At 56.7% G+C, this 16,078-nt stretch carries 16 protein-coding genes, 3 tRNA genes and 1 pseudogene; 8 read left to right on the top strand and 12 right to left on the bottom strand.

Annotated features, from left to right (window positions below):
* Position 1 precedes the first annotated feature (1 nt).
* The 5 genes from uvrC to HU765_RS03645 all read left to right on the top strand — a co-directional run bounded on the left by uvrC (position 2) and on the right by HU765_RS03645 (position 2,953).
* A complete protein-coding gene (uvrC, locus tag HU765_RS03665; RefSeq protein ID WP_186546395.1) occupies positions 2-1,825 on the top strand; it encodes an excinuclease ABC subunit UvrC in 1,824 nt (607 codons plus the stop codon).
* Positions 1,826-1,857: 32 nt separating this feature from the next.
* Positions 1,858-2,418: a CDP-diacylglycerol--glycerol-3-phosphate 3-phosphatidyltransferase gene (gene pgsA / locus HU765_RS03660; protein ID WP_007950102.1), complete on the top strand. Its 561-nt coding sequence runs from the start codon at positions 1,858-1,860 to the stop codon at positions 2,416-2,418.
* A gap of 60 nt (positions 2,419-2,478) precedes the next feature.
* A tRNA-Gly gene (locus tag HU765_RS03655) sits at positions 2,479-2,554 on the top strand.
* Positions 2,555-2,599: 45 nt separating this feature from the next.
* A tRNA-Cys gene (locus HU765_RS03650) sits at positions 2,600-2,673 on the top strand.
* A gap of 193 nt (positions 2,674-2,866) precedes the next feature.
* Positions 2,867-2,953: transfer RNA gene (locus HU765_RS03645), tRNA-Leu, on the top strand.
* Between the two features lie 83 nt (positions 2,954-3,036).
* Here HU765_RS03645 and HU765_RS03640 read toward each other — a convergent pair.
* The 6 genes and pseudogenes from HU765_RS03640 to HU765_RS03620 all read right to left on the bottom strand — a co-directional run bounded on the left by HU765_RS03640 (position 3,037) and on the right by HU765_RS03620 (position 6,245).
* Positions 3,037-4,068 (bottom strand): annotated as a pseudogene (locus HU765_RS03640) (tyrosine-type recombinase/integrase).
* A 1-nt stretch (position 4,069) separates the two neighbouring features.
* Positions 4,070-4,276, bottom strand: coding sequence for a DUF4224 domain-containing protein (locus HU765_RS03635; RefSeq protein WP_238344639.1), 207 nt, complete (start codon positions 4,274-4,276; stop codon positions 4,070-4,072).
* A gap of 109 nt (positions 4,277-4,385) precedes the next feature.
* Positions 4,386-4,577, bottom strand: a complete 192-nt coding sequence (locus HU765_RS03630) for a Lar family restriction alleviation protein (RefSeq protein WP_186619070.1) — start codon at positions 4,575-4,577, stop codon at positions 4,386-4,388.
* A gap of 205 nt (positions 4,578-4,782) precedes the next feature.
* Positions 4,783-5,067, bottom strand: a complete 285-nt coding sequence (locus tag HU765_RS03625) for a hypothetical protein (protein ID WP_238344638.1) — start codon at positions 5,065-5,067, stop codon at positions 4,783-4,785.
* Positions 5,068-5,622: 555 nt separating this feature from the next.
* On the bottom strand, positions 5,623-5,748 hold the full coding sequence (locus tag HU765_RS26990) for a hypothetical protein (protein ID WP_272973364.1): 126 nt from the start codon (positions 5,746-5,748) through the stop codon (positions 5,623-5,625).
* Complete coding sequence (locus tag HU765_RS03620) at positions 5,745-6,245, bottom strand: DUF4406 domain-containing protein (RefSeq protein WP_238344637.1); 501 nt, start codon at positions 6,243-6,245, stop codon at positions 5,745-5,747. Before HU765_RS03620 ends, HU765_RS26990 begins: the two co-directional genes overlap by 4 nt.
* A 161-nt stretch (positions 6,246-6,406) precedes the next feature.
* Here HU765_RS03620 and HU765_RS03615 point away from each other — a divergent pair, with 161 nt between their 5' ends.
* The gene (locus HU765_RS03615; RefSeq protein ID WP_186619069.1) at positions 6,407-7,855 is read left to right on the top strand and encodes a hypothetical protein; all 1,449 of its coding nucleotides are present in this window, start codon (positions 6,407-6,409) and stop codon (positions 7,853-7,855) included.
* An 84-nt stretch (positions 7,856-7,939) separates the two neighbouring features.
* Here HU765_RS03615 and HU765_RS26755 read toward each other — a convergent pair whose 3' ends face one another.
* Positions 7,940-8,170, bottom strand: coding sequence for a hypothetical protein (locus tag HU765_RS26755; protein WP_238344636.1), 231 nt, complete (start codon positions 8,168-8,170; stop codon positions 7,940-7,942).
* A 139-nt stretch (positions 8,171-8,309) separates the two neighbouring features.
* Positions 8,310-8,534 (bottom strand): hypothetical protein, encoded by a 225-nt coding sequence (locus HU765_RS26750; RefSeq protein WP_238344635.1) that lies wholly within the window; start codon positions 8,532-8,534, stop codon positions 8,310-8,312.
* A gap of 148 nt (positions 8,535-8,682) precedes the next feature.
* On the opposite strand from HU765_RS26750, the gene HU765_RS03605 reads away from it, so the two are divergent.
* Complete coding sequence (locus tag HU765_RS03605; protein WP_186619068.1) at positions 8,683-9,354, top strand: DUF4145 domain-containing protein; 672 nt, start codon at positions 8,683-8,685, stop codon at positions 9,352-9,354.
* Between the two features lie 3 nt (positions 9,355-9,357).
* Here the strand turns inward: HU765_RS03605 and HU765_RS03600 are convergent, their stop codons facing one another.
* Positions 9,358-9,711 (bottom strand): hypothetical protein, encoded by a 354-nt coding sequence (locus tag HU765_RS03600; RefSeq protein ID WP_186619067.1) that lies wholly within the window; start codon positions 9,709-9,711, stop codon positions 9,358-9,360.
* Positions 9,712-10,649: 938 nt separating this feature from the next.
* On the opposite strand from HU765_RS03600, the gene HU765_RS03595 reads away from it, so the two are divergent.
* Positions 10,650-11,246 (top strand): trypsin-like peptidase domain-containing protein, encoded by a 597-nt coding sequence (locus HU765_RS03595; protein ID WP_186619066.1) that lies wholly within the window; start codon positions 10,650-10,652, stop codon positions 11,244-11,246.
* Here the strand turns inward: HU765_RS03595 and HU765_RS03590 are convergent, their stop codons facing one another.
* The 3 genes from HU765_RS03590 to HU765_RS03580 are packed head-to-tail and all read right to left on the bottom strand — an operon-like array spanning position 11,247 to position 16,035.
* Positions 11,247-12,431 carry an HlyD family type I secretion periplasmic adaptor subunit gene (locus HU765_RS03590; protein ID WP_186619086.1) on the bottom strand — a complete coding sequence of 395 codons (1,185 nt, stop codon included), beginning with the start codon at positions 12,429-12,431 and terminating at the stop codon, positions 11,247-11,249.
* An 8-nt stretch (positions 12,432-12,439) separates the two neighbouring features.
* Complete coding sequence (locus tag HU765_RS03585) at positions 12,440-14,602, bottom strand: type I secretion system permease/ATPase (RefSeq protein WP_186619065.1); 2,163 nt, start codon at positions 14,600-14,602, stop codon at positions 12,440-12,442.
* Complete coding sequence (locus HU765_RS03580) at positions 14,599-16,035, bottom strand: TolC family outer membrane protein (RefSeq protein ID WP_186546392.1); 1,437 nt, start codon at positions 16,033-16,035, stop codon at positions 14,599-14,601. The genes HU765_RS03585 and HU765_RS03580 overlap by 4 nt, the downstream gene beginning before the upstream one ends.
* Between the last annotated feature and the right edge of the window lie 43 nt (positions 16,036-16,078).

The following is a 16,078-nucleotide window of genomic DNA, read 5'->3' as shown; positions in this document are numbered from 1 at the left end:
CATGACTGAAGCATTCGATTCCGGCGCTTTTCTATCGACCGTCAGCGGACGCCCTGGCGTTTACCGCATGTTCGACAGCGAGGCGCGCCTGCTGTACGTGGGCAAGGCGAAAAACCTCAAGAAGCGTCTGGCCAGTTATTTCCGCAAGACCGGGCTGGCGCCGAAAACTGCCGCGCTGGTCGGCCGTATCGCCCAGGTCGAAACGACCATCACCGCCAACGAGACTGAAGCGCTGCTGCTTGAGCAGACGCTGATCAAGGAATGGCGGCCGCCGTACAACATTCTGTTGCGCGATGATAAGTCCTACCCCTACGTGTTTCTGTCTGACGGCCAGTTTCCGCGGCTGAGCATTCATCGCGGGGCCAAAAAAGCCAAGGGCAAGTACTTCGGGCCTTATCCCAGCGCCGGCGCCATTCGCGAAAGTCTCAGCCTCTTGCAAAAAACCTTTTTCGTGCGCCAATGCGAAGACAGTTATTACAAAAACCGTACTCGCCCGTGCCTGCAGTTTCAGATCAAGCGTTGCAAGGCGCCCTGTGTGGGGCTGGTCGAACCTGAGGTTTATGCCGAAGACGTGCGCCACTCGGTGATGTTCCTTGAGGGGCGCAGCCATGCGCTGACCAATGAGCTGTCTACCGCGATGGAGGAGGCTGCGGTCAATCTCGAATTTGAGCGGGCAGCCGAACTGCGCGACCAGATCGCGTTGCTGCGGCGCGTACAGGATCAACAAAGCATGGAGGGCGGCACGGGCGAGATCGATGTCATCGCAGCGTTCGTCAACCCGGGCGGCGCCTGTGTGCATTTGATCAGCGTGCGCGGTGGTCGGGTGCTGGGCAGCAAGAACTTCTTCCCGCAGGTCGGGATTGAAGAAGACGTCTCTGAAGTGATGGCAGCCTTCCTCGGCCAGTATTACATCAGCAGTCCCGAGCGCGATCTGCCGAGCGAATTGATCGTCAATGTGGTGCACGAAGATTTCCCGACGCTGATCGAAGCGATCCATGAGTTGCGGGGGCGCGAGCTGGCCATCAGTCACCGGGTGCGTGGCACGCGGGCGCGCTGGCAGCAATTGGCCGTGACCAACGCTGAACAGGCGCTGGGCGCGCGTCTGGCGAACCGGCAGCACACCGCCGCACGTTTCGAAGCGCTGGCCGAGGTGCTCAATCTGGACGAGCCGCCGCAACGCCTGGAATGCTATGACATCAGTCACTCCAGCGGCGAGGCCACCGTCGCGTCCTGCGTGGTGTTCGGCCCTGAAGGCGCGATCAAGTCGGATTACCGCCGCTATAACATCGAAGGTGTAACGGCGGGTGACGATTATGCGGCCATGCACCAGGCGCTGACTCGACGTTTCAGCAAGCTCAAGGATGGAGAGGGCAAGTTGCCGGACATCCTGCTGGTCGATGGTGGCAAGGGCCAGTTGTCGATGGCCCGTGACGTGCTAAACGAACTGGCCGTGCCGGATCTGATCCTGTTGGGCGTGGCCAAGGGCGCAACGCGCAAGGCCGGCTTCGAAACGTTGTATCTGAATGATGCAGCGCACGAGTTCACTCTGCGCGGCGATTCGCCGGCCCTGCACCTGATCCAGCAGATCCGTGACGAGGCCCATCGCTTCGCTATTACCGGGCACCGCGCCCGCCGCGGCAAGACCCGCCGCACGTCAACGCTGGAAGGGGTGGCGGGGGTCGGTCCAACCCGCCGCCGTGACCTGTTGAAACATTTTGGTGGATTGCAGGAGCTGTCTCGTGCAAGCATCGAAGAGATCGCCAAAGCCCCGGGGATCAGTAAAAAGCTCGCAGAGTCGATTTATGCGAACCTGCATAGCGAGTAGAATGCCCCCTCACCTCGTAGCCAGTTGTGCCGATGAATATCCCTAATCTGATTACCGTTCTACGCGTCCTGCTTATCCCGATCTTCATTTTGCTGTTTTACCTGCCGTACCAATGGAGTTACATGGCGTCCGCTTCGGTGTTTGCCTTCGCGGCGGCCACCGACTGGCTGGACGGTTATCTGGCCCGTCGTCTTGAGCAAAGCACACCGTTTGGTGCGTTTCTCGATCCGGTCGCCGACAAATTGATGGTCGCCGTTGCACTGGTGTTGCTGGTGCAGGAACACGGTAATCTGTGGCTCACATTGCCAGCGGCAGTCATCATCGGTCGCGAGATTGTGGTGTCGGCACTCCGTGAATGGATGGCCGAACTCGGCGCCCGTGCACATGTAGCCGTCTCGAACCTGGGCAAGTGGAAAACCGCCGCGCAGATGCTCGCGCTGGTGATCCTGCTGGCCAATCCGAAGGATTTCAGCTTCTGGGTTATTCTGGGTTACGCACTGTTGATGGTGTCCGCCGGCCTGACCTTGTGGTCGATGGTGCAATACCTTCGCGCGGCCTGGCCGCATCTGAAGACTGATGTTGAAAAGAAATAAAACTTTTTCGAATCAAGGGGTTGACGGGGCTTCTTAATTCTATAGAATGCGCCACACCAAGCGGGAATAGCTCAGTTGGTAGAGCACGACCTTGCCAAGGTCGGGGTCGCGAGTTCGAGTCTCGTTTCCCGCTCCAATTTGTACGTGTCTGTTGTTGCGCTACTGACAGCAGATGCTTTGAGGCCGAGTAGCAAAATGGTTATGCAGTGGATTGCAAATCCACCTACGCCGGTTCGATTCCGACCTCGGCCTCCACTTTAAACAAGCTCCGTAGATCCATGATTTACGGAGCTTTTTTATTTGCGATGCGTTGCAAGACCTTGTCTTGAAATACAGCCATTGCGAACTTGCTTCACCGGGGAGTGATGTATATATTTCCCGCACTGCTGTCCGGCAGGATCCTGTCAGGATCGCTACCGACCGTGAAGCAAAGCAGTACCGCGCTACCGCCCGAATGGCGAAACTGGTAGACGCATGGGACTTAAAATCCCCCGCTCGTAAGGGCGTGCCGGTTCGATTCCGGCTTCGGGCACCATCTTTGAAACAAGGGTTTGCAGGCGAAAGCCGATGCAAACCCTTGTTTGTTTCTGGTCCGCAATTTCGGACTTGGTCCGCAATTCACTTGGTAGGCATGACCTTTTTGCCCTTGCGATTGCAGATGTACTGCTCGGTCATAACCACCGTCGCATGCCCAAGTTAATCTCTGGCTTGCAGAATATCACCGCTGGATTCTGCCTTGTCGGTACCTACTTGGCGCGCGAGTCGCGCATCTGAAACTGAGCTTTCGGCACGCCGGCGGCCTCCTTGGCCATGTCAAACCTTCTTCGCAACATTGCCACCGTTATTGATGTGCCGTCCGCTGTAACGATCAGCCGCGTCGAGCGGACCTTATGTTCTGACTTCCGGGACGTGATTCGATCAATCAAAACCTTCAGCTCCCCGGTTATTTCGACCCGACGCTTCGCCTTTGTCTCGCCTTGCTGCACCCAGATCTGCACGTCGCGCACGTCGCGCTCGTCCATCAGCCGGGTGTCTGTCACCCGTTGTCCGGTCAGATAGGCGAGGTCCATTGCGTCTTGCAGGCCCACATCGGCCTTGTCGTGCACGCGTTTGAACAGCGCATCCTCGACATACGTGTCCCGGCCAGTTTCCCTTGTTGCCCTTGATGCCTGCGCATGGATTGGCAATAGGCGTATAACCCTTGTCCCGAGCGTAACTCCAGATGACGCTGAGCAGCGCCTTCTCGCGGTTCGCGCGCACCGGCGCGGCCTTGCGCCATGTCAGGTACTGGCGTACGTGCAACGGCTCGATCGTTTCCAGCGGCGCGGGTGGGGTGTCGAAGAAAGCGATCAGATTCTTCAACTCGCGCTTGTTGTCAGCCTGGGTGGCCGCGCTTTTGCTGGGGACGACTTCGATCATGTATTTTTCGGCGACGTAGCGGAAGGTGATGACCTTCGCCACCAGATCGGTAGCGGTGCGATCACGCTCAAGCTTCGCATATTCCATGATCGCCAAGCCGTAATCGCAGCCCAGCGGAATTTCCTTGCGGTCCTTGCCCCCCGTGTCGTAGTAATAAAACACCCGGCCACTGGCTTTCTTGCGTTCCCGCCGCCTGGCGATTGAGCCGGGTTTGCTTGGTCGTCTTCCCATGTCAGCTGGCCTTACGTGATTTCCATACGGGCTTTTCAGATTCAAATGCGCCGACGACGGTGACCGCCATCGCGGTGACACTTGGCCAGCCGTTCATTTTAATCATATGGCGAACGCCGTTCTTTTTCAGGTTGAGGATCTGACCTGCCTTGGTCCGCGCGCCGGTGAGCTCGCCAACCTCCTCGTGAGTTAAAAACGGGATGGTCATGTGATGCTCCATGCCGCGCGTGGCGGCAAGCATTGAGTAGTCAAGTGGGGGTTTACAACTGAAGGGATAAATCAGTAGATGTAGACGAGGTAGAACCAGGCGAGGGCGATCATGGCGTCACCCGCTTGGCTTTGCGTTCGAGCTTATTCCAGCGGCGGATCACCGCCTCTTCGGAGCAGTCGTGCTGGAGCTTGAAGTCACAGCCGCGGCATTCAACCCAGCTCGCAGCATTCGCGGCGCTGTCGACTTCGAGGTCGTCGCCGCCGCACTCAGGACAAGGTTTCGGTTTTGGATCGCTCACGAGATCACCGCCTTTATAGTCAGTACCAATGAAAGCCAGAAGAAGAGGGTGCAGCCGGCAATGCATTTGAAAATTATCCGCACTTGCTCCAATTCATGGCCTGAATGTATTCGCATGGAATCACCCGACAATCAGCGGGCACGGTACTTTCGGTCTTGGCATCGCCGAAATAAGCAATGGCAGCCTGGGCGCGCTCGATCGACAACTAGGCATGGCGCACTGGGCTTTGTACGAGCGCAGCGCCAGAGCCTTGTCGGTGTAGGCGAATCGCCGGCCGTGCTCGCCGCCATCCTTCAGCACGCACTTGCGGTACTGCTATCGACTCACGATGCGGGCCGTCGAAGAGGCTGTTATGGAATTCCTCCACGATGTACCAGCACTGCTCGGTTTCACCGATGACCACGTATTTTTTGCAGATGACCTCCAAGCCTTGCGGGTCCATTTCGTCGACATAGCGGTATTGGTCCGGGCCGAGTTTGTTCTTTTCCATGGTCGAGCTCGTCCTTGCCGCTATAGCGGCTGACTTTGAAGGGGGAGGGAATTACTGCTGGCCGTTGAGGTTTGCGACGTCGTCGAGAGCTTCGTTGTAGCCTTTGTTCTTGCACTCGAGGCGGGCGCGCATCTCGTTGTTTGGTGCGAACGTTGGCAGGCTTGCGCTCAGGCAGCACCATCGCTACCGGGGAGGGCTGGGCCAACCCAGCGGCTGCTGTGTCGCAAAGCTCCAAGACCCAGTCGATCCATTCCTTTCGCTGCCGATACTGCGGCTCATCGTCTCCAATAACCGTGAACTTGTAGGCAGGTCTGCGGTTGATTGATCGTACGGCACTGATCAAATCCTTCAGCACAGCCCCTAGCTCGTCGTTGAGCTGATCCGCCGCGTTCAGGCGCTGCTGCAGGGCGTCACGCTCCTTTATCGCGATCGAGTGCTTATCACGCCAGTGCAGCACCGCTTCCAATTCCTCGGCAGCAGTCACTGGCGGCTGCCCGGTCATCCGGCGCTCAATCGACCGCCATACTTTGTCGTACTCAGGCCAATCAGATTCGACTACAACGCAATCGAGCGCTGGAACATGATTTCGCGCAGAAAATTTCGCAAAGGGGCAACTTCCAGACCTGCCAAGTGCTTGAGTTTGACGACGATGTAACGCTCTTCTCGTTTGAACTCGCTCATCCTGCAATCTTCATCGATACCAGATCATGGGCATTCACAACCGTCATGCCGAGCTCGCGGGCAATGTGCACTTCGAGCGGGGCGCCTTTCGAGTTCTCCCAGCCGGGCAGCACCGCGACTTGGCCGCAGAGCCCGAGGCGGGTCAGGTCGTAGGCCATGTAGTCGGCCCAGTCCGCACCGTCGACCACGCCGTGCTCCGCCGGGTTCTCCACGACGTATCCTCGGGCGCGCAGTTCTGCGGCCATCTTGTTGAAGACGGGAAAGTTGAAATCTTCGAAGCCAGTCATCGGCCCGGCCAGGTACAGGCGGTTGATACGAGAGCATGCGGCCGTAACGCCTGGCGCAACCGCGGCGCTGATCCGCTCAACCGCGCGGTCAATCGGGCCTTGAATGAAGTTGGGCAACGGTTCGTTCGCAGGCGGGGTCATCGATGTTACGGCGGAGATCATCCCGACCAAAGAGTCGGCGACCACCTTGCGGATGTTTTCTATGAGCATGGCAATGTTCTATGCCGGGGCATGCCCGGAGAAAGTGATGGGAAAGGTCTTGGCTAGATCAAGCTGTTATCAGGCTCGTTGAAGGTAGTGGCAAAATGCTTGTCTATCGTTCGTTAATGTGAGAGAAAGTAGCTAAATCAAATCGTCGTAAGGGATCAAAATTGAGTGCTAAGGTAGCAACTGAGCTAGGGATTCCCTGCATTGCCGAGCAGGCAGAGATTGAAACCAACCTTTCCTTAATTGCAGGGAAAACTGGCTTGGTGGACGGCAATGGCTCAATTGATCGAAAAGAACAAGATCCTAGTGATTTAGGAGTTGAGGTTTCGGATGAGTCGATAGATGAATCCGAAGTAGATGAAGAACATCCTATTGGTAAAGTTATTGTTGATTTTATACATAGGGTTTTAGATATAGAAGATTGTGCGCGTTTGTTTATTAGTTCGGCTATTGATACTTATAATCTAAAATATGACGAGCTCTTTGCTGAGCTTGATGCATGTAGTCTAGATCCGGACTGTATTAGCAGTGCTGCCGAAAAAATTGTCAATATGAGGGAGGTGGCTCAGGTATTGAGGAAGCTTGAAAGGCACTCCAAGTCATTGCCGATAGACACGATGGAAAGAAGTTTATTTGTAAATATTTTTTCCTGTTATGACAAGTTTGTAGGCGAATTGGTCTTTGCTATTTACCGATGTGCACCGCACTTGTACAAAAACATCAATCGTGACATGCCATTATCAGAGGTTTTAAACTATGCGTCCATAGACGATTTGAAAGAGGTGGTTCTTGATAAGGAAGTCGAGTCTCTGAGAAGAAAGAGCTATATAGAGCAGTTCAAGGAATTCGAAAATAGGTTTGGGCTTCCACTTACAAAGTTTGAAAGTTGGCCAAATTTTGTTGAAATGGGGCAGCGCAGAAATCTCTTCACTCATTGTGATGGCATTGTAAGTAAGCAGTATTTGCAAATATGCAAAGAGCAAAACTGTAAAGTGGATAAGTCTGTAAATGCCGGTGATCAACTGAAAATTGGAGGGAAATATTTTTTCAGTGCGTGTCATGTAGCTGCTGAAGTAGCAACTATGCTTGGGCAAACTCTTTGGAGAAAGTTAATTCCAGATGATCTGGAGGTTGCTGATATATCTTTAAATAGACTTATATTCGATTTTCTTCAGGATGAGAGTTGGAAGAATGCGATTTCGCTTAGTAAGTTTGCGCTTAGTCTTCCGAAGATTTCTAAAGAAGTCTATAAGAGAATGTATGCTGTAAATTATGCAATCGCTTTGAAGGCCATTGATCAACCTGCCGCTGCAAAAAGCGTATTGGATAAATTTGACTGGAGTGCAACCACTTATGATTTTAGGTTGGCTTACGAGGTTTTAGTTGGGGACTTGGACCTCGCTTCTGATTTGATGGTCAGGTTAGGGCAAGACGGTGAGTTTATAACTGAGCTAAGCTATCATGACTGGCCCTTGTTTAGAGATTTTCGTGAGACAGAGCAATTCTACAATGGGTACGAGGCCGTATACGGTTATAAATATTCTGCCAAACTAGCTGAAATTGTTGAAAGTAAAATTCAAGATGCTGATGAACATCCTCATGTTGCTCAATGAGCGATTAACGATTGCCGCAGCACTATCCGATTAGCGAAATTTGTCGGAACAGGGTATCGGTTTTTGTCCCGGCAGGGAGCCGGATCAGGCGGTGATTCGCTCGCCAATCACGGTGGCTGTGAACTGAACCGTGTACACGATGACCAGCTCGAACTCTCTGCCGCAGGTGTCACAGACCATGTTTTTGTCGCCGTAATCTTCCGACTCAATGTGAATCACCGTGGCGCAGTGCGGGCACTTGCATTCGTCTTGGGCGCGATAATCCCACTCGTCGTAGTCGCGCTCTGCGACCTTGGCCAGCGGCTCGGCTTTCAATACTGCGTCTTCGGCGTCCTGACAGGCTATGCAGATGAAACTGTCAGAGTGGCCCCATGGTGTTTCCGTGAGCTTAGAGCGGTGAGTGCCGCACAGGCGGCATACGTTGTGCTTGTCGCACACCTAGTAACCGTACTTCTCACCTGTTCCGTTGCACTTGGCGCAGCCAGACACCCAATACCAAGCTCAATCGATACGCTCGGCATAAAGCCCTGTTTCGGGAGTCAAGCCTGACCTCCGGCAAGCCATTGGTGTGCGGCTTGCCATGCCTGGCTTCGTTCCAGATGTTTGTTTTCCCTGAGCGCAGGAGCTGCGTCCACTCGCCGGGGATTTCCGGGATCAGGATCTTCGTGTTCTTGTCCATGGATTATCTCCAGCCAGGCGCCGCCATCCGTGACCGGTGGTGGCAATTTGGTTTGGGTTGGGGTATTACTGATTACCGACATGCGGTCGGTCTCTGTTCGATCGCTTATAGCGTATGTTGAATAGATCGAAAATCTAAAGGAAGACGCATGGCATTTAATTGGCAATGCCCATTTTGTGGGCATAATTCGACAATAACCAATCAAAATATTTCTGGGGCTAATTTTAAGTTCAGCGATAATAATAAGTACGAAGTCGACTTAATGGTTACGATTACTTCGATTGTTTGTCCCAATCCTCAATGTCGAGATGTGACACTCAAAGCAAGATTCGGAAGGTCTGGAATTGTTGATGGCTCTTATGTGGTTGAAGAAGTATTTAGTGATTGGACATTAAGGCCGGATAGTCTGGCAATAGTTTTTCCTGAGTATGTTCCAAGCGCAATCCGTCAAGATTATGAAGAGGCTTGTAAGATTAGAGATCTTAGTCCTAAAGCTTCTGCAACGCTCTCTCGTAGATGCCTTCAAGGAATAATACGAGATTTCAAAGGCATTATTAAAAAACGGTTGGTCGACGAAATCGAAGCATTGAGAGATGAGGTGGATCCTGATACTTGGTCTGCTATTGATGCCGTGCGCCAGATTGGAAATATCGGCGCTCATATGGAGAAGGATATTAATGAAATTATAGACGTAGAGCCATCAGAGGCTCAGCTCCTCATAGAGCTGATCGAGACTTTAATTAAAGATTGGTATGTGGCGCGAAATAAACGTCAAGAACATCTTGCTAAAATTAAAGCTGCTGCCGATAGCAAGAAGTGAGCATCAACTCGGAGAAATAATTTCATCGTCCGCATCTCGGGCACCCTCGGCCATACTTATTTCGTAGAATGCTCGCGACACCTTCTCTGGAATCTCATAAGGTGTCGTGACACACTGCAGCATCTGTGCATGGGTTTCGAAGTCGGCGGCGATCAGGTTCATCAACAGCAGCTTGTAAACCTCCTGCTGGTTGTTGATGTCGTGGGCGGCCATGACCCGCTTGAGGTCTGGCTTGAACACCCCGGCCACCTCAATAGTAAATTTCTCGACGCCCAATGCAGCGTCCTTTGCTGCTGCCTTCTCGCGTTTTTTCTTCTGCTTGATCGCTTCCTTCGTCGGCTCCTGTACTTCGGCCATGGCCTACCTCTCCAATTCCGCTGGCGGGCAAGTCCAGCCAGGTCTGTCGTTTGCGTTGTTGGGTGCGAAAACGTCTCACGCTGCGGCCTTCACCTGATGCCAGGCGCCGGCGGCGTAGAACAGTTTCGCGGCTTGGGCTTCGTCCATTGAGATCTCGTCCGGCATGGCGATCCAGCCTGAGGCCACCAGATGGTTCGGGTTCGCGCTGTTGCGCAGCTCCAGGTAATCACGGATTTATCCGCTTTCATTCTGGGCATGCTCAATGACGCCGATGCTCCAGCAGCGCGCGCTACGCTGGTCGCAGCGAAGTCGGGCGCCAACTCGGATATCACCGAACTCTCGGGTCTGACGAAACCGATAGCTGCCGCGCAGGGCGGAGTAGGCTAAGCCTATATTGAGGGACTCGCGCCGCGATGGTTGTCCAGTACTTCGCTCGGAGTCGATAGCGGTTCAGCGTTCATCCCTGGAACATAAAAGACACTGGTGGTATCGGCTCCAATAACCAAAACCGGCTTGGGCGGAGCAACGCCCAACATTTGGTATTACATGTATCTGTTCGATAATGGCGGCGTTCCAGATCTTGAGATTTCCACAACGGCACCAGCAGCTCCGTACCCCCGCTCGTAAGGGCGTGCCGGTTCGATTCCGGCTTCGGGCACCATCTTGAAACAAGGGTTTGCTGGCGAAAGCCGATGCAAACCCTTTTTTCGTTTCTGGGCTGAGTGTTCATCACTTTACGTCCACCAAGCACCTCCCCAGTGCTCTGGATCCAATTAGCTCACTTTATCGCCTGTCGACAAGCGGTAGTCTTAGCCTATTGCTTAAGGTGATGGCGCAATGACATATTGCAGCTCCTTTTCCCACTTTACGATGTACCAGACATGCGCCTCCTCAAGTCAGTTGTTGCAGCGTCGTTGCTGCTCAGCGGGTGCAATGGAATGCCAGTCGCTTTCGTTCAGGATCCTGTTTTAGACCACGCCTTTGTCGTTCACTCCGGCGCGCCTTTGCCTTACGTGCTGATGGGTTCGGCTGTGCAATGGAATGAAGATTTCGCCGTCACGGTGAAGCACATTCCTTATTTGTCAGGCGCGGTGTTCAAGGGGCAGGCGGACGTGCAGTTCTTCCGCCACAAGGCCAGCAGTGTGCCGGCATGGCGCGGTTACAAGCCTGGCGAAGAGCTGACCTCGGTGGGGTTCAATTCGTTGTACCTGTCGGTCAAGGGCAGCGGCCAGGCGTTGCCGGCCATGGTTCGCCTCGACGTCAAAGAGGGCAACGTGCTTTACGGCACCCACAATGGCGCGTTGGCGAAAGGCATGTCTGGCGGTCCGGTATTTTCCGCAGATGGCAAAGTCGTAGGCATCAACGTCGCGTTTCTGACCCGTGACGATGTCAGCCGGCTTAAACGCCAGGATTTGCTGGATCAGCCGCGCGTGAGCATTTTTCTGCCCTACGCGGAGATCAATCGCGAATGGTCGCGCTACTTGGCCAGCATCACCCCGACGGTGCCGCCGGCCACCAAGTTCGCCAGCCGCTGATCAGCGTTCGCGCAACGCTTCGCGCGCGCGGTTGAGCGGTTTGATCAGGTAGTCGAGTACGGTTTTTTCGCCGGTGCGAATGTCAACCGTAGCGATCATCCCGGGCACGATGGCGAAGCGTTTGCCGGCCTTGTTGCGTAGTTCGTCCGACGCGGTGCGGATGAACACGCGGTAGTAGAAGATTTCCGGTTTGGCTTCGTCCTGGAGGGTGTCCGGCGAGATCGTCACCACTTCGCCGTCGAGGCTGCCGTAGATCGAATAGTCATAGGCGGTGATTTTGACTTTCGCCGCCTGTCCGGGGTGAATAAAGGCGATGTCACGCGGCGAGATGCGCGTCTCGATCAGCAGTTGTTCATCGAGCGGCACGATCTGCATGACTTGACCATTGGGCGCGATCACGCCGCCAATCGTGCTGACCTCGATGTCCTTGACGATGCCACGCACCGGCGAGCGCAGGGTCAGGCGCGACAGCGAATCGGTGCGACCACGAATCACCGCTTCGAGCATCTGCGCTTCGGCGTTGGCTTTGGCCAGATCTTCGCGGGCGCGGACCATGTAATCGGAGCGCGCTTCGGTGGCCTTCAGTTCCAGCTCAGAACGCTGGCGGGTCAGGCGCAACACTTCGACCCGACTCGAGGCGCCGATCTTCGCCAGATTCTCGGTGATCGCCAGTTCGCTGCGCACCAATTTCAATGAGCTTTGAATACCGTCGAGGGTTTCCGCCAGGCCTTTGCGACGGGTCTGGTAGAGCTCGGTTTCGGCGCGGATCAGCTCGGGGAACGCTTGCAACGATGGATCGAACGCCAGCGGCTTTTCACTGACCTCGGCTTGCAAGCGATTGACGCTCGCCAGTGCCGCGCGGTACTTGGCCGCGCTTTCGCCGACGTTGGACTGGTTCTGCACCGGGTCGAGCTGGGCGAGGATCTGGCCGCGCTCGACCAAAGCGCCTTCGCTGACGTTGAGCTGCTCAAGAATGCCGCCCTCCATCGACTGAATCACCTGTTCGCGCGAGCTCGGCACCACTTTGCCGGTGCCGGTCGAGACCTCGACGATCTCAAACCACGCCGCCCAGGCAATGAAACAGGCGAGCATCAGCGCACACCCCCAAATCACCTTTGCGCCACCGGCAATCGCACGCTCATCGCGGCCGTCAAGGTAAGACATCGGGTCCGGTACGTCGGTCATGGTCGATTTCATACCGCTACTCCCTTGCCCGGTGCACGCAACCGCGCGAGTGCTGCGTCGCGATGGTCGTCGATGACGATGCGCCCGTTGTCGAGGACGATGATCCGCTCGACCAGTTGCAGCACACTGACCCGGTGCGTGGCGACCACCAGAGTCCGGCCCTGGGTCCAGGTCGCGAGTTTTTCCAGCAGCAGACGCTCGGTCACGTCGTCGAGCGCGGCCGTCGGTTCGTCCAGCAACAACACTTGTGGCTGACGGATCAACAACCGCGACAGCAACAGGCTCTGACGCTGACCGCCAGACAGACCGAGGCCACCCTCAAGCACCAGATGGTCCATGCCTTTGGGCAACTGGCGAACGAAGTCGAGGGCGCCGGTTACGGTCAGCGCGGCGATGATTTCCTGATCGCTGGCCTGACCGGCGCCGAGGGTGATGTTGTCGCGCAGGGTGCCGTGAAACAGTCGCGCCTGTTGCGACAACAGGCCGACATCGCGGCGCAGGTCAGCGGGATCGAGATGCGCGAGGGCGATGCCGTCCAGCGTGGTTTCGCCGCTGCTCAGATCCATCGCGCCGCCCAGCGCCTGCAGTAACGTCGACTTGCCGGCGCCGTTGCGGCCGAGCAGGGCGATGCGCTCGCCGGGCCGAATGCTCAGGTCGATGGCATTCAGCGCTGGCGTCGATTCCTCGCTGTAGCGAAAACTGGCCTGACGCAGGCGGTAGTCACCGCGAATCGCCGGCAGATGTACGCGCTGACTGCCTTCGGGATGATCCACCGGCATCTGCATGATCCGGTTCAAGCCCTCCAGCGCGACCTTGGCTTGCTGCCAGCGGGTGAGAACGTGGGTCAGTTGCGCCATCGGCCCCATCATCCGCGATGACAGAATCGACGCCGCGACCAGGCTGCCGGTGGTCAGGTCGCCGGCAATCACCATCGGCGCGCCGAACACGATCACCACCGCGAACACCCCGCCTTGCACGTTCTGCGTCCAGGCCACCAGGCTGTTGGTCAAGCTGCGCAAACGCAGGCTGCTGTCCGCCGAGGCCGCGTTGTATTGATTCCACTGTTGCTGGAAGCGTTGCTCGGCTTGCAGTGCCTTGATGTCGTCGAGGCCTTGAATGCTTTCCACAAGCATGGCGTTGCGCAGGGCGGCTTCGCGCATCGAGGCATTGGCCAGTCTCGCCAGCCGTGGCTGCGCGAGGATGCCCGGCAGCAACATGAACACCAGCGCCACCAGCGGAATCAGCACCAGCGGCCCGCCGATCAAATAAAACACCAGCAGGAACAACAGAAAGAACGGCATGTCGGCCAGCGCCGTTGCGGTGCTGGAGGTGATCAGGTCGCGGATCTGCTCCAGTTCGCGCAGTTGCGAAATGAACGAGCCGGTGGATTTTGGCCGGGCGGAGTTGCGCAGGCGCAAGGCGTGGCCGAACACCAGATCGGAGACGCGCAGGTCGGCGCGCTTGCCCAGCACATCGGTGATGCGCAGACGCAGAATGCGCATGACGAAATCGAACAGCAGGGCGAGCATCACCCCGCCGAATAACACGTACAAAGTTGGCAGCGATTCGGCCGGAATCACCCGGTCGTACACCTGCATTGAAAATAGTACCCCGGCCATGCCCAGCAGGTTCGCCACCAGCGAGGCGATCATCACTTGGCTGTAGGGCCGCAGGTCGCTGAGGACGATGCGGCGGAACCAGTGTTCGTCGTAGGGTTTGATGTAGTCATTGGTGCGCACGTCGGCCACCGGTTGCGTCGGTCGCAAAATCACCGTGCGCAATGCCTGCTCAGCGAGCGCTGCCGTGTCCATGCGGCTCTGCAAGCCCTGATCGCCACTGAAGCAAATCCCCAGCTCGCCGGTTTCGCCGATGCTTTCGAGCACACCGACCTGACCGTCGCGCAGTTGCACCACCAGCGGCGTGCGCCAGCGGCTCAGGCTCTTGTTGTCGAATACCGCGAATTTCACGCTCAAACCGGCCTGACGCGCCATATGTCGGACCACTTCTTCGACGCGGCCTTCGCTGTGCACCGAAGCCAGACGCACGCTTTCCGGCGAGACGTCGAGCCGATAGTGCCGAGCAACTTTGAGCACCGCTTCCAGCCACGGCGAATAATCTTCTCGTGCCTCGGCAGCGGCGGGTTCAGGAACAGTGATGCTGGCATCGGTCATGGCAGTATCTCGACATTCTGGATGGCGCTGTGGTCGATGCCGAAGACCCGGCGAATCGCACCGCTGTTATAGAAGCAGTCGATCTGCAGGCGTTGCAGATCGGCCTGGGTGTTGACCAGATCGAAGCGCGACTGGTGGATTTCCTGCTCGGCGTTCAGCAAATCCAGCAGCGGGCGCGTGCCCAGTTCCAGGTATTGGCGGCCATACAACATGCGCGCCTCGGTGATGCTGGTCTGACGAAATTCCAGCGAGCGCAGGCGACGATTCAGTCCCGACGTCTGCGCCTGGGCTTCCGCCAGACCCTGACGCGCTTGCAGCCGGGCGAAATCTTCGGCCGAATCGGCGGCAGTCAGCGCATGGCCGGCGGCGCGGCTGCGGGCACTGATGGCGCCGCCCTGATAAATCGGCACTTCGAGGTTGAGAAAGATCCCGACCTGAGTGCGATCGGCTCGCGAGTTCTGGTCGTCGTAATTGTCATCCAGGTATTGGTTGACCGAGGGTTGCAACGACAGGGTCGGGTAGGCTTCGGCTTTTGCCTGCGCCAGTTCGGCCTGGGCCTGGGTGCGTTGTGCGGCGGCTTGCAGGACGGCGGGCAGGGCATCGGAAATTTGCGAAGCATCGCAGGCCTGACTCAGCGTCGACGCGGCGGCGTCGCTCACTGCCGGCGGCGTGCGCCGTCCGAGCAGGCTGGTCAGGGTTGCTTGCCAGCGCGCATATTGCGCTTTGAACTCCTGCAACGTGGCCGTCGCGCCTTCGGCCCGGGACTGCGCCTGGACCACATCGGAACGGGTGCTGGCGCCCATGTCGTTACGCTGTCTGGCGAGGTCGACAATGCCGCCGATGCCCTGAATCTGCTCGCGGGCAACGTCGAGCAGACGCTGATAACGCTGCACTTCGATGTAGGCCTTGGCGGTGTCGCGGGCAATGTCGTCGATCGCCAGCAGAATCCCGGCCTGACTGCGCGCCACCCGGGCGCGGGCAGCGTCGACCGAGCTGGACACCTTGCCGAAGTCATACAGCATCTGCTTGAGGGAAATATTCACCGACTGGCTGCCGGCATCGCTGCCGTAACCGCTGGTGTAACCACCTTTGATGCCGCCGGTGACCTGTGGGTAATAACCGGATTCGGCGACATTCACGCCTTCGCCTTGCTGGAACAGGGTGCCGATGGCCTCGCCGATACGCGGGTGCCAGTCCACGGCCAGCCTGACCGCTTGTTCCAGTCCCAGCGCCTGCTCATCGGCGGACGCCCTGGAAGCAGGGGCAGGGCGCTGACGACTGTCGTTGCCTGCTGGTTGTTGCAGTTGCGACGGGCTGATGCTGCGCAAGCTGCTGTCGAGGTTGTCGTCGGCGCGAACGCCGACGGTGAAAGCGGGGTAGAGGCCGATGGTCAACACGACCACCGGCCATTGCTTGCGAAAAACTGACTCCACAGACTTCCCTTACTGTTGAGAGACGGACATTGCCAATGTTGCG

Origin of the sequence: Pseudomonas sp. SWRI81 (genome assembly GCF_014268545.1) — a bacterium.
Taxonomy (GTDB): Bacteria; Pseudomonadota; Gammaproteobacteria; order Pseudomonadales; family Pseudomonadaceae; genus Aquipseudomonas; species Aquipseudomonas hamedanensis.
Note: the sequence above shows the minus strand (reverse complement) of the source record. Positions and strands in the feature narration are given on the sequence as shown.

Excerpts from the sequence above, each read along its gene's own strand:
- uvrC (WP_186546395.1), top strand. The coding sequence starts at position 2 with ATGACTGAAGCATTCGATTCCGGCGCTTTTCTATCGACCGTCAGCGGA.
- pgsA (WP_007950102.1), top strand. The coding sequence starts at position 1,858 with ATGAATATCCCTAATCTGATTACCGTTCTACGCGTCCTGCTTATCCCG.
- HU765_RS03635 (WP_238344639.1), bottom strand. The coding sequence starts at position 4,276 with ATGACCATCCCGTTTTTAACTCACGAGGAGGTTGGCGAGCTCACCGGC.
- HU765_RS03625 (WP_238344638.1), bottom strand. The coding sequence starts at position 5,067 with ATGGAAAAGAACAAACTCGGCCCGGACCAATACCGCTATGTCGACGAA.
- HU765_RS26990 (WP_272973364.1), bottom strand. The coding sequence starts at position 5,748 with ATGAGCGAGTTCAAACGAGAAGAGCGTTACATCGTCGTCAAACTCAAG.
- HU765_RS03620 (WP_238344637.1), bottom strand. The coding sequence starts at position 6,245 with ATGCTCATAGAAAACATCCGCAAGGTGGTCGCCGACTCTTTGGTCGGG.
- HU765_RS26750 (WP_238344635.1), bottom strand. The coding sequence starts at position 8,534 with ATGGACAAGAACACGAAGATCCTGATCCCGGAAATCCCCGGCGAGTGG.
- HU765_RS03605 (WP_186619068.1), top strand. The coding sequence starts at position 8,683 with ATGGCATTTAATTGGCAATGCCCATTTTGTGGGCATAATTCGACAATA.
- HU765_RS03600 (WP_186619067.1), bottom strand. The coding sequence starts at position 9,711 with ATGGCCGAAGTACAGGAGCCGACGAAGGAAGCGATCAAGCAGAAGAAA.
- HU765_RS03595 (WP_186619066.1), top strand. The coding sequence starts at position 10,650 with ATGCCAGTCGCTTTCGTTCAGGATCCTGTTTTAGACCACGCCTTTGTC.
- HU765_RS03590 (WP_186619086.1), bottom strand. The coding sequence starts at position 12,431 with ATGACCGACGTACCGGACCCGATGTCTTACCTTGACGGCCGCGATGAG.
- HU765_RS03585 (WP_186619065.1), bottom strand. The coding sequence starts at position 14,602 with ATGACCGATGCCAGCATCACTGTTCCTGAACCCGCCGCTGCCGAGGCA.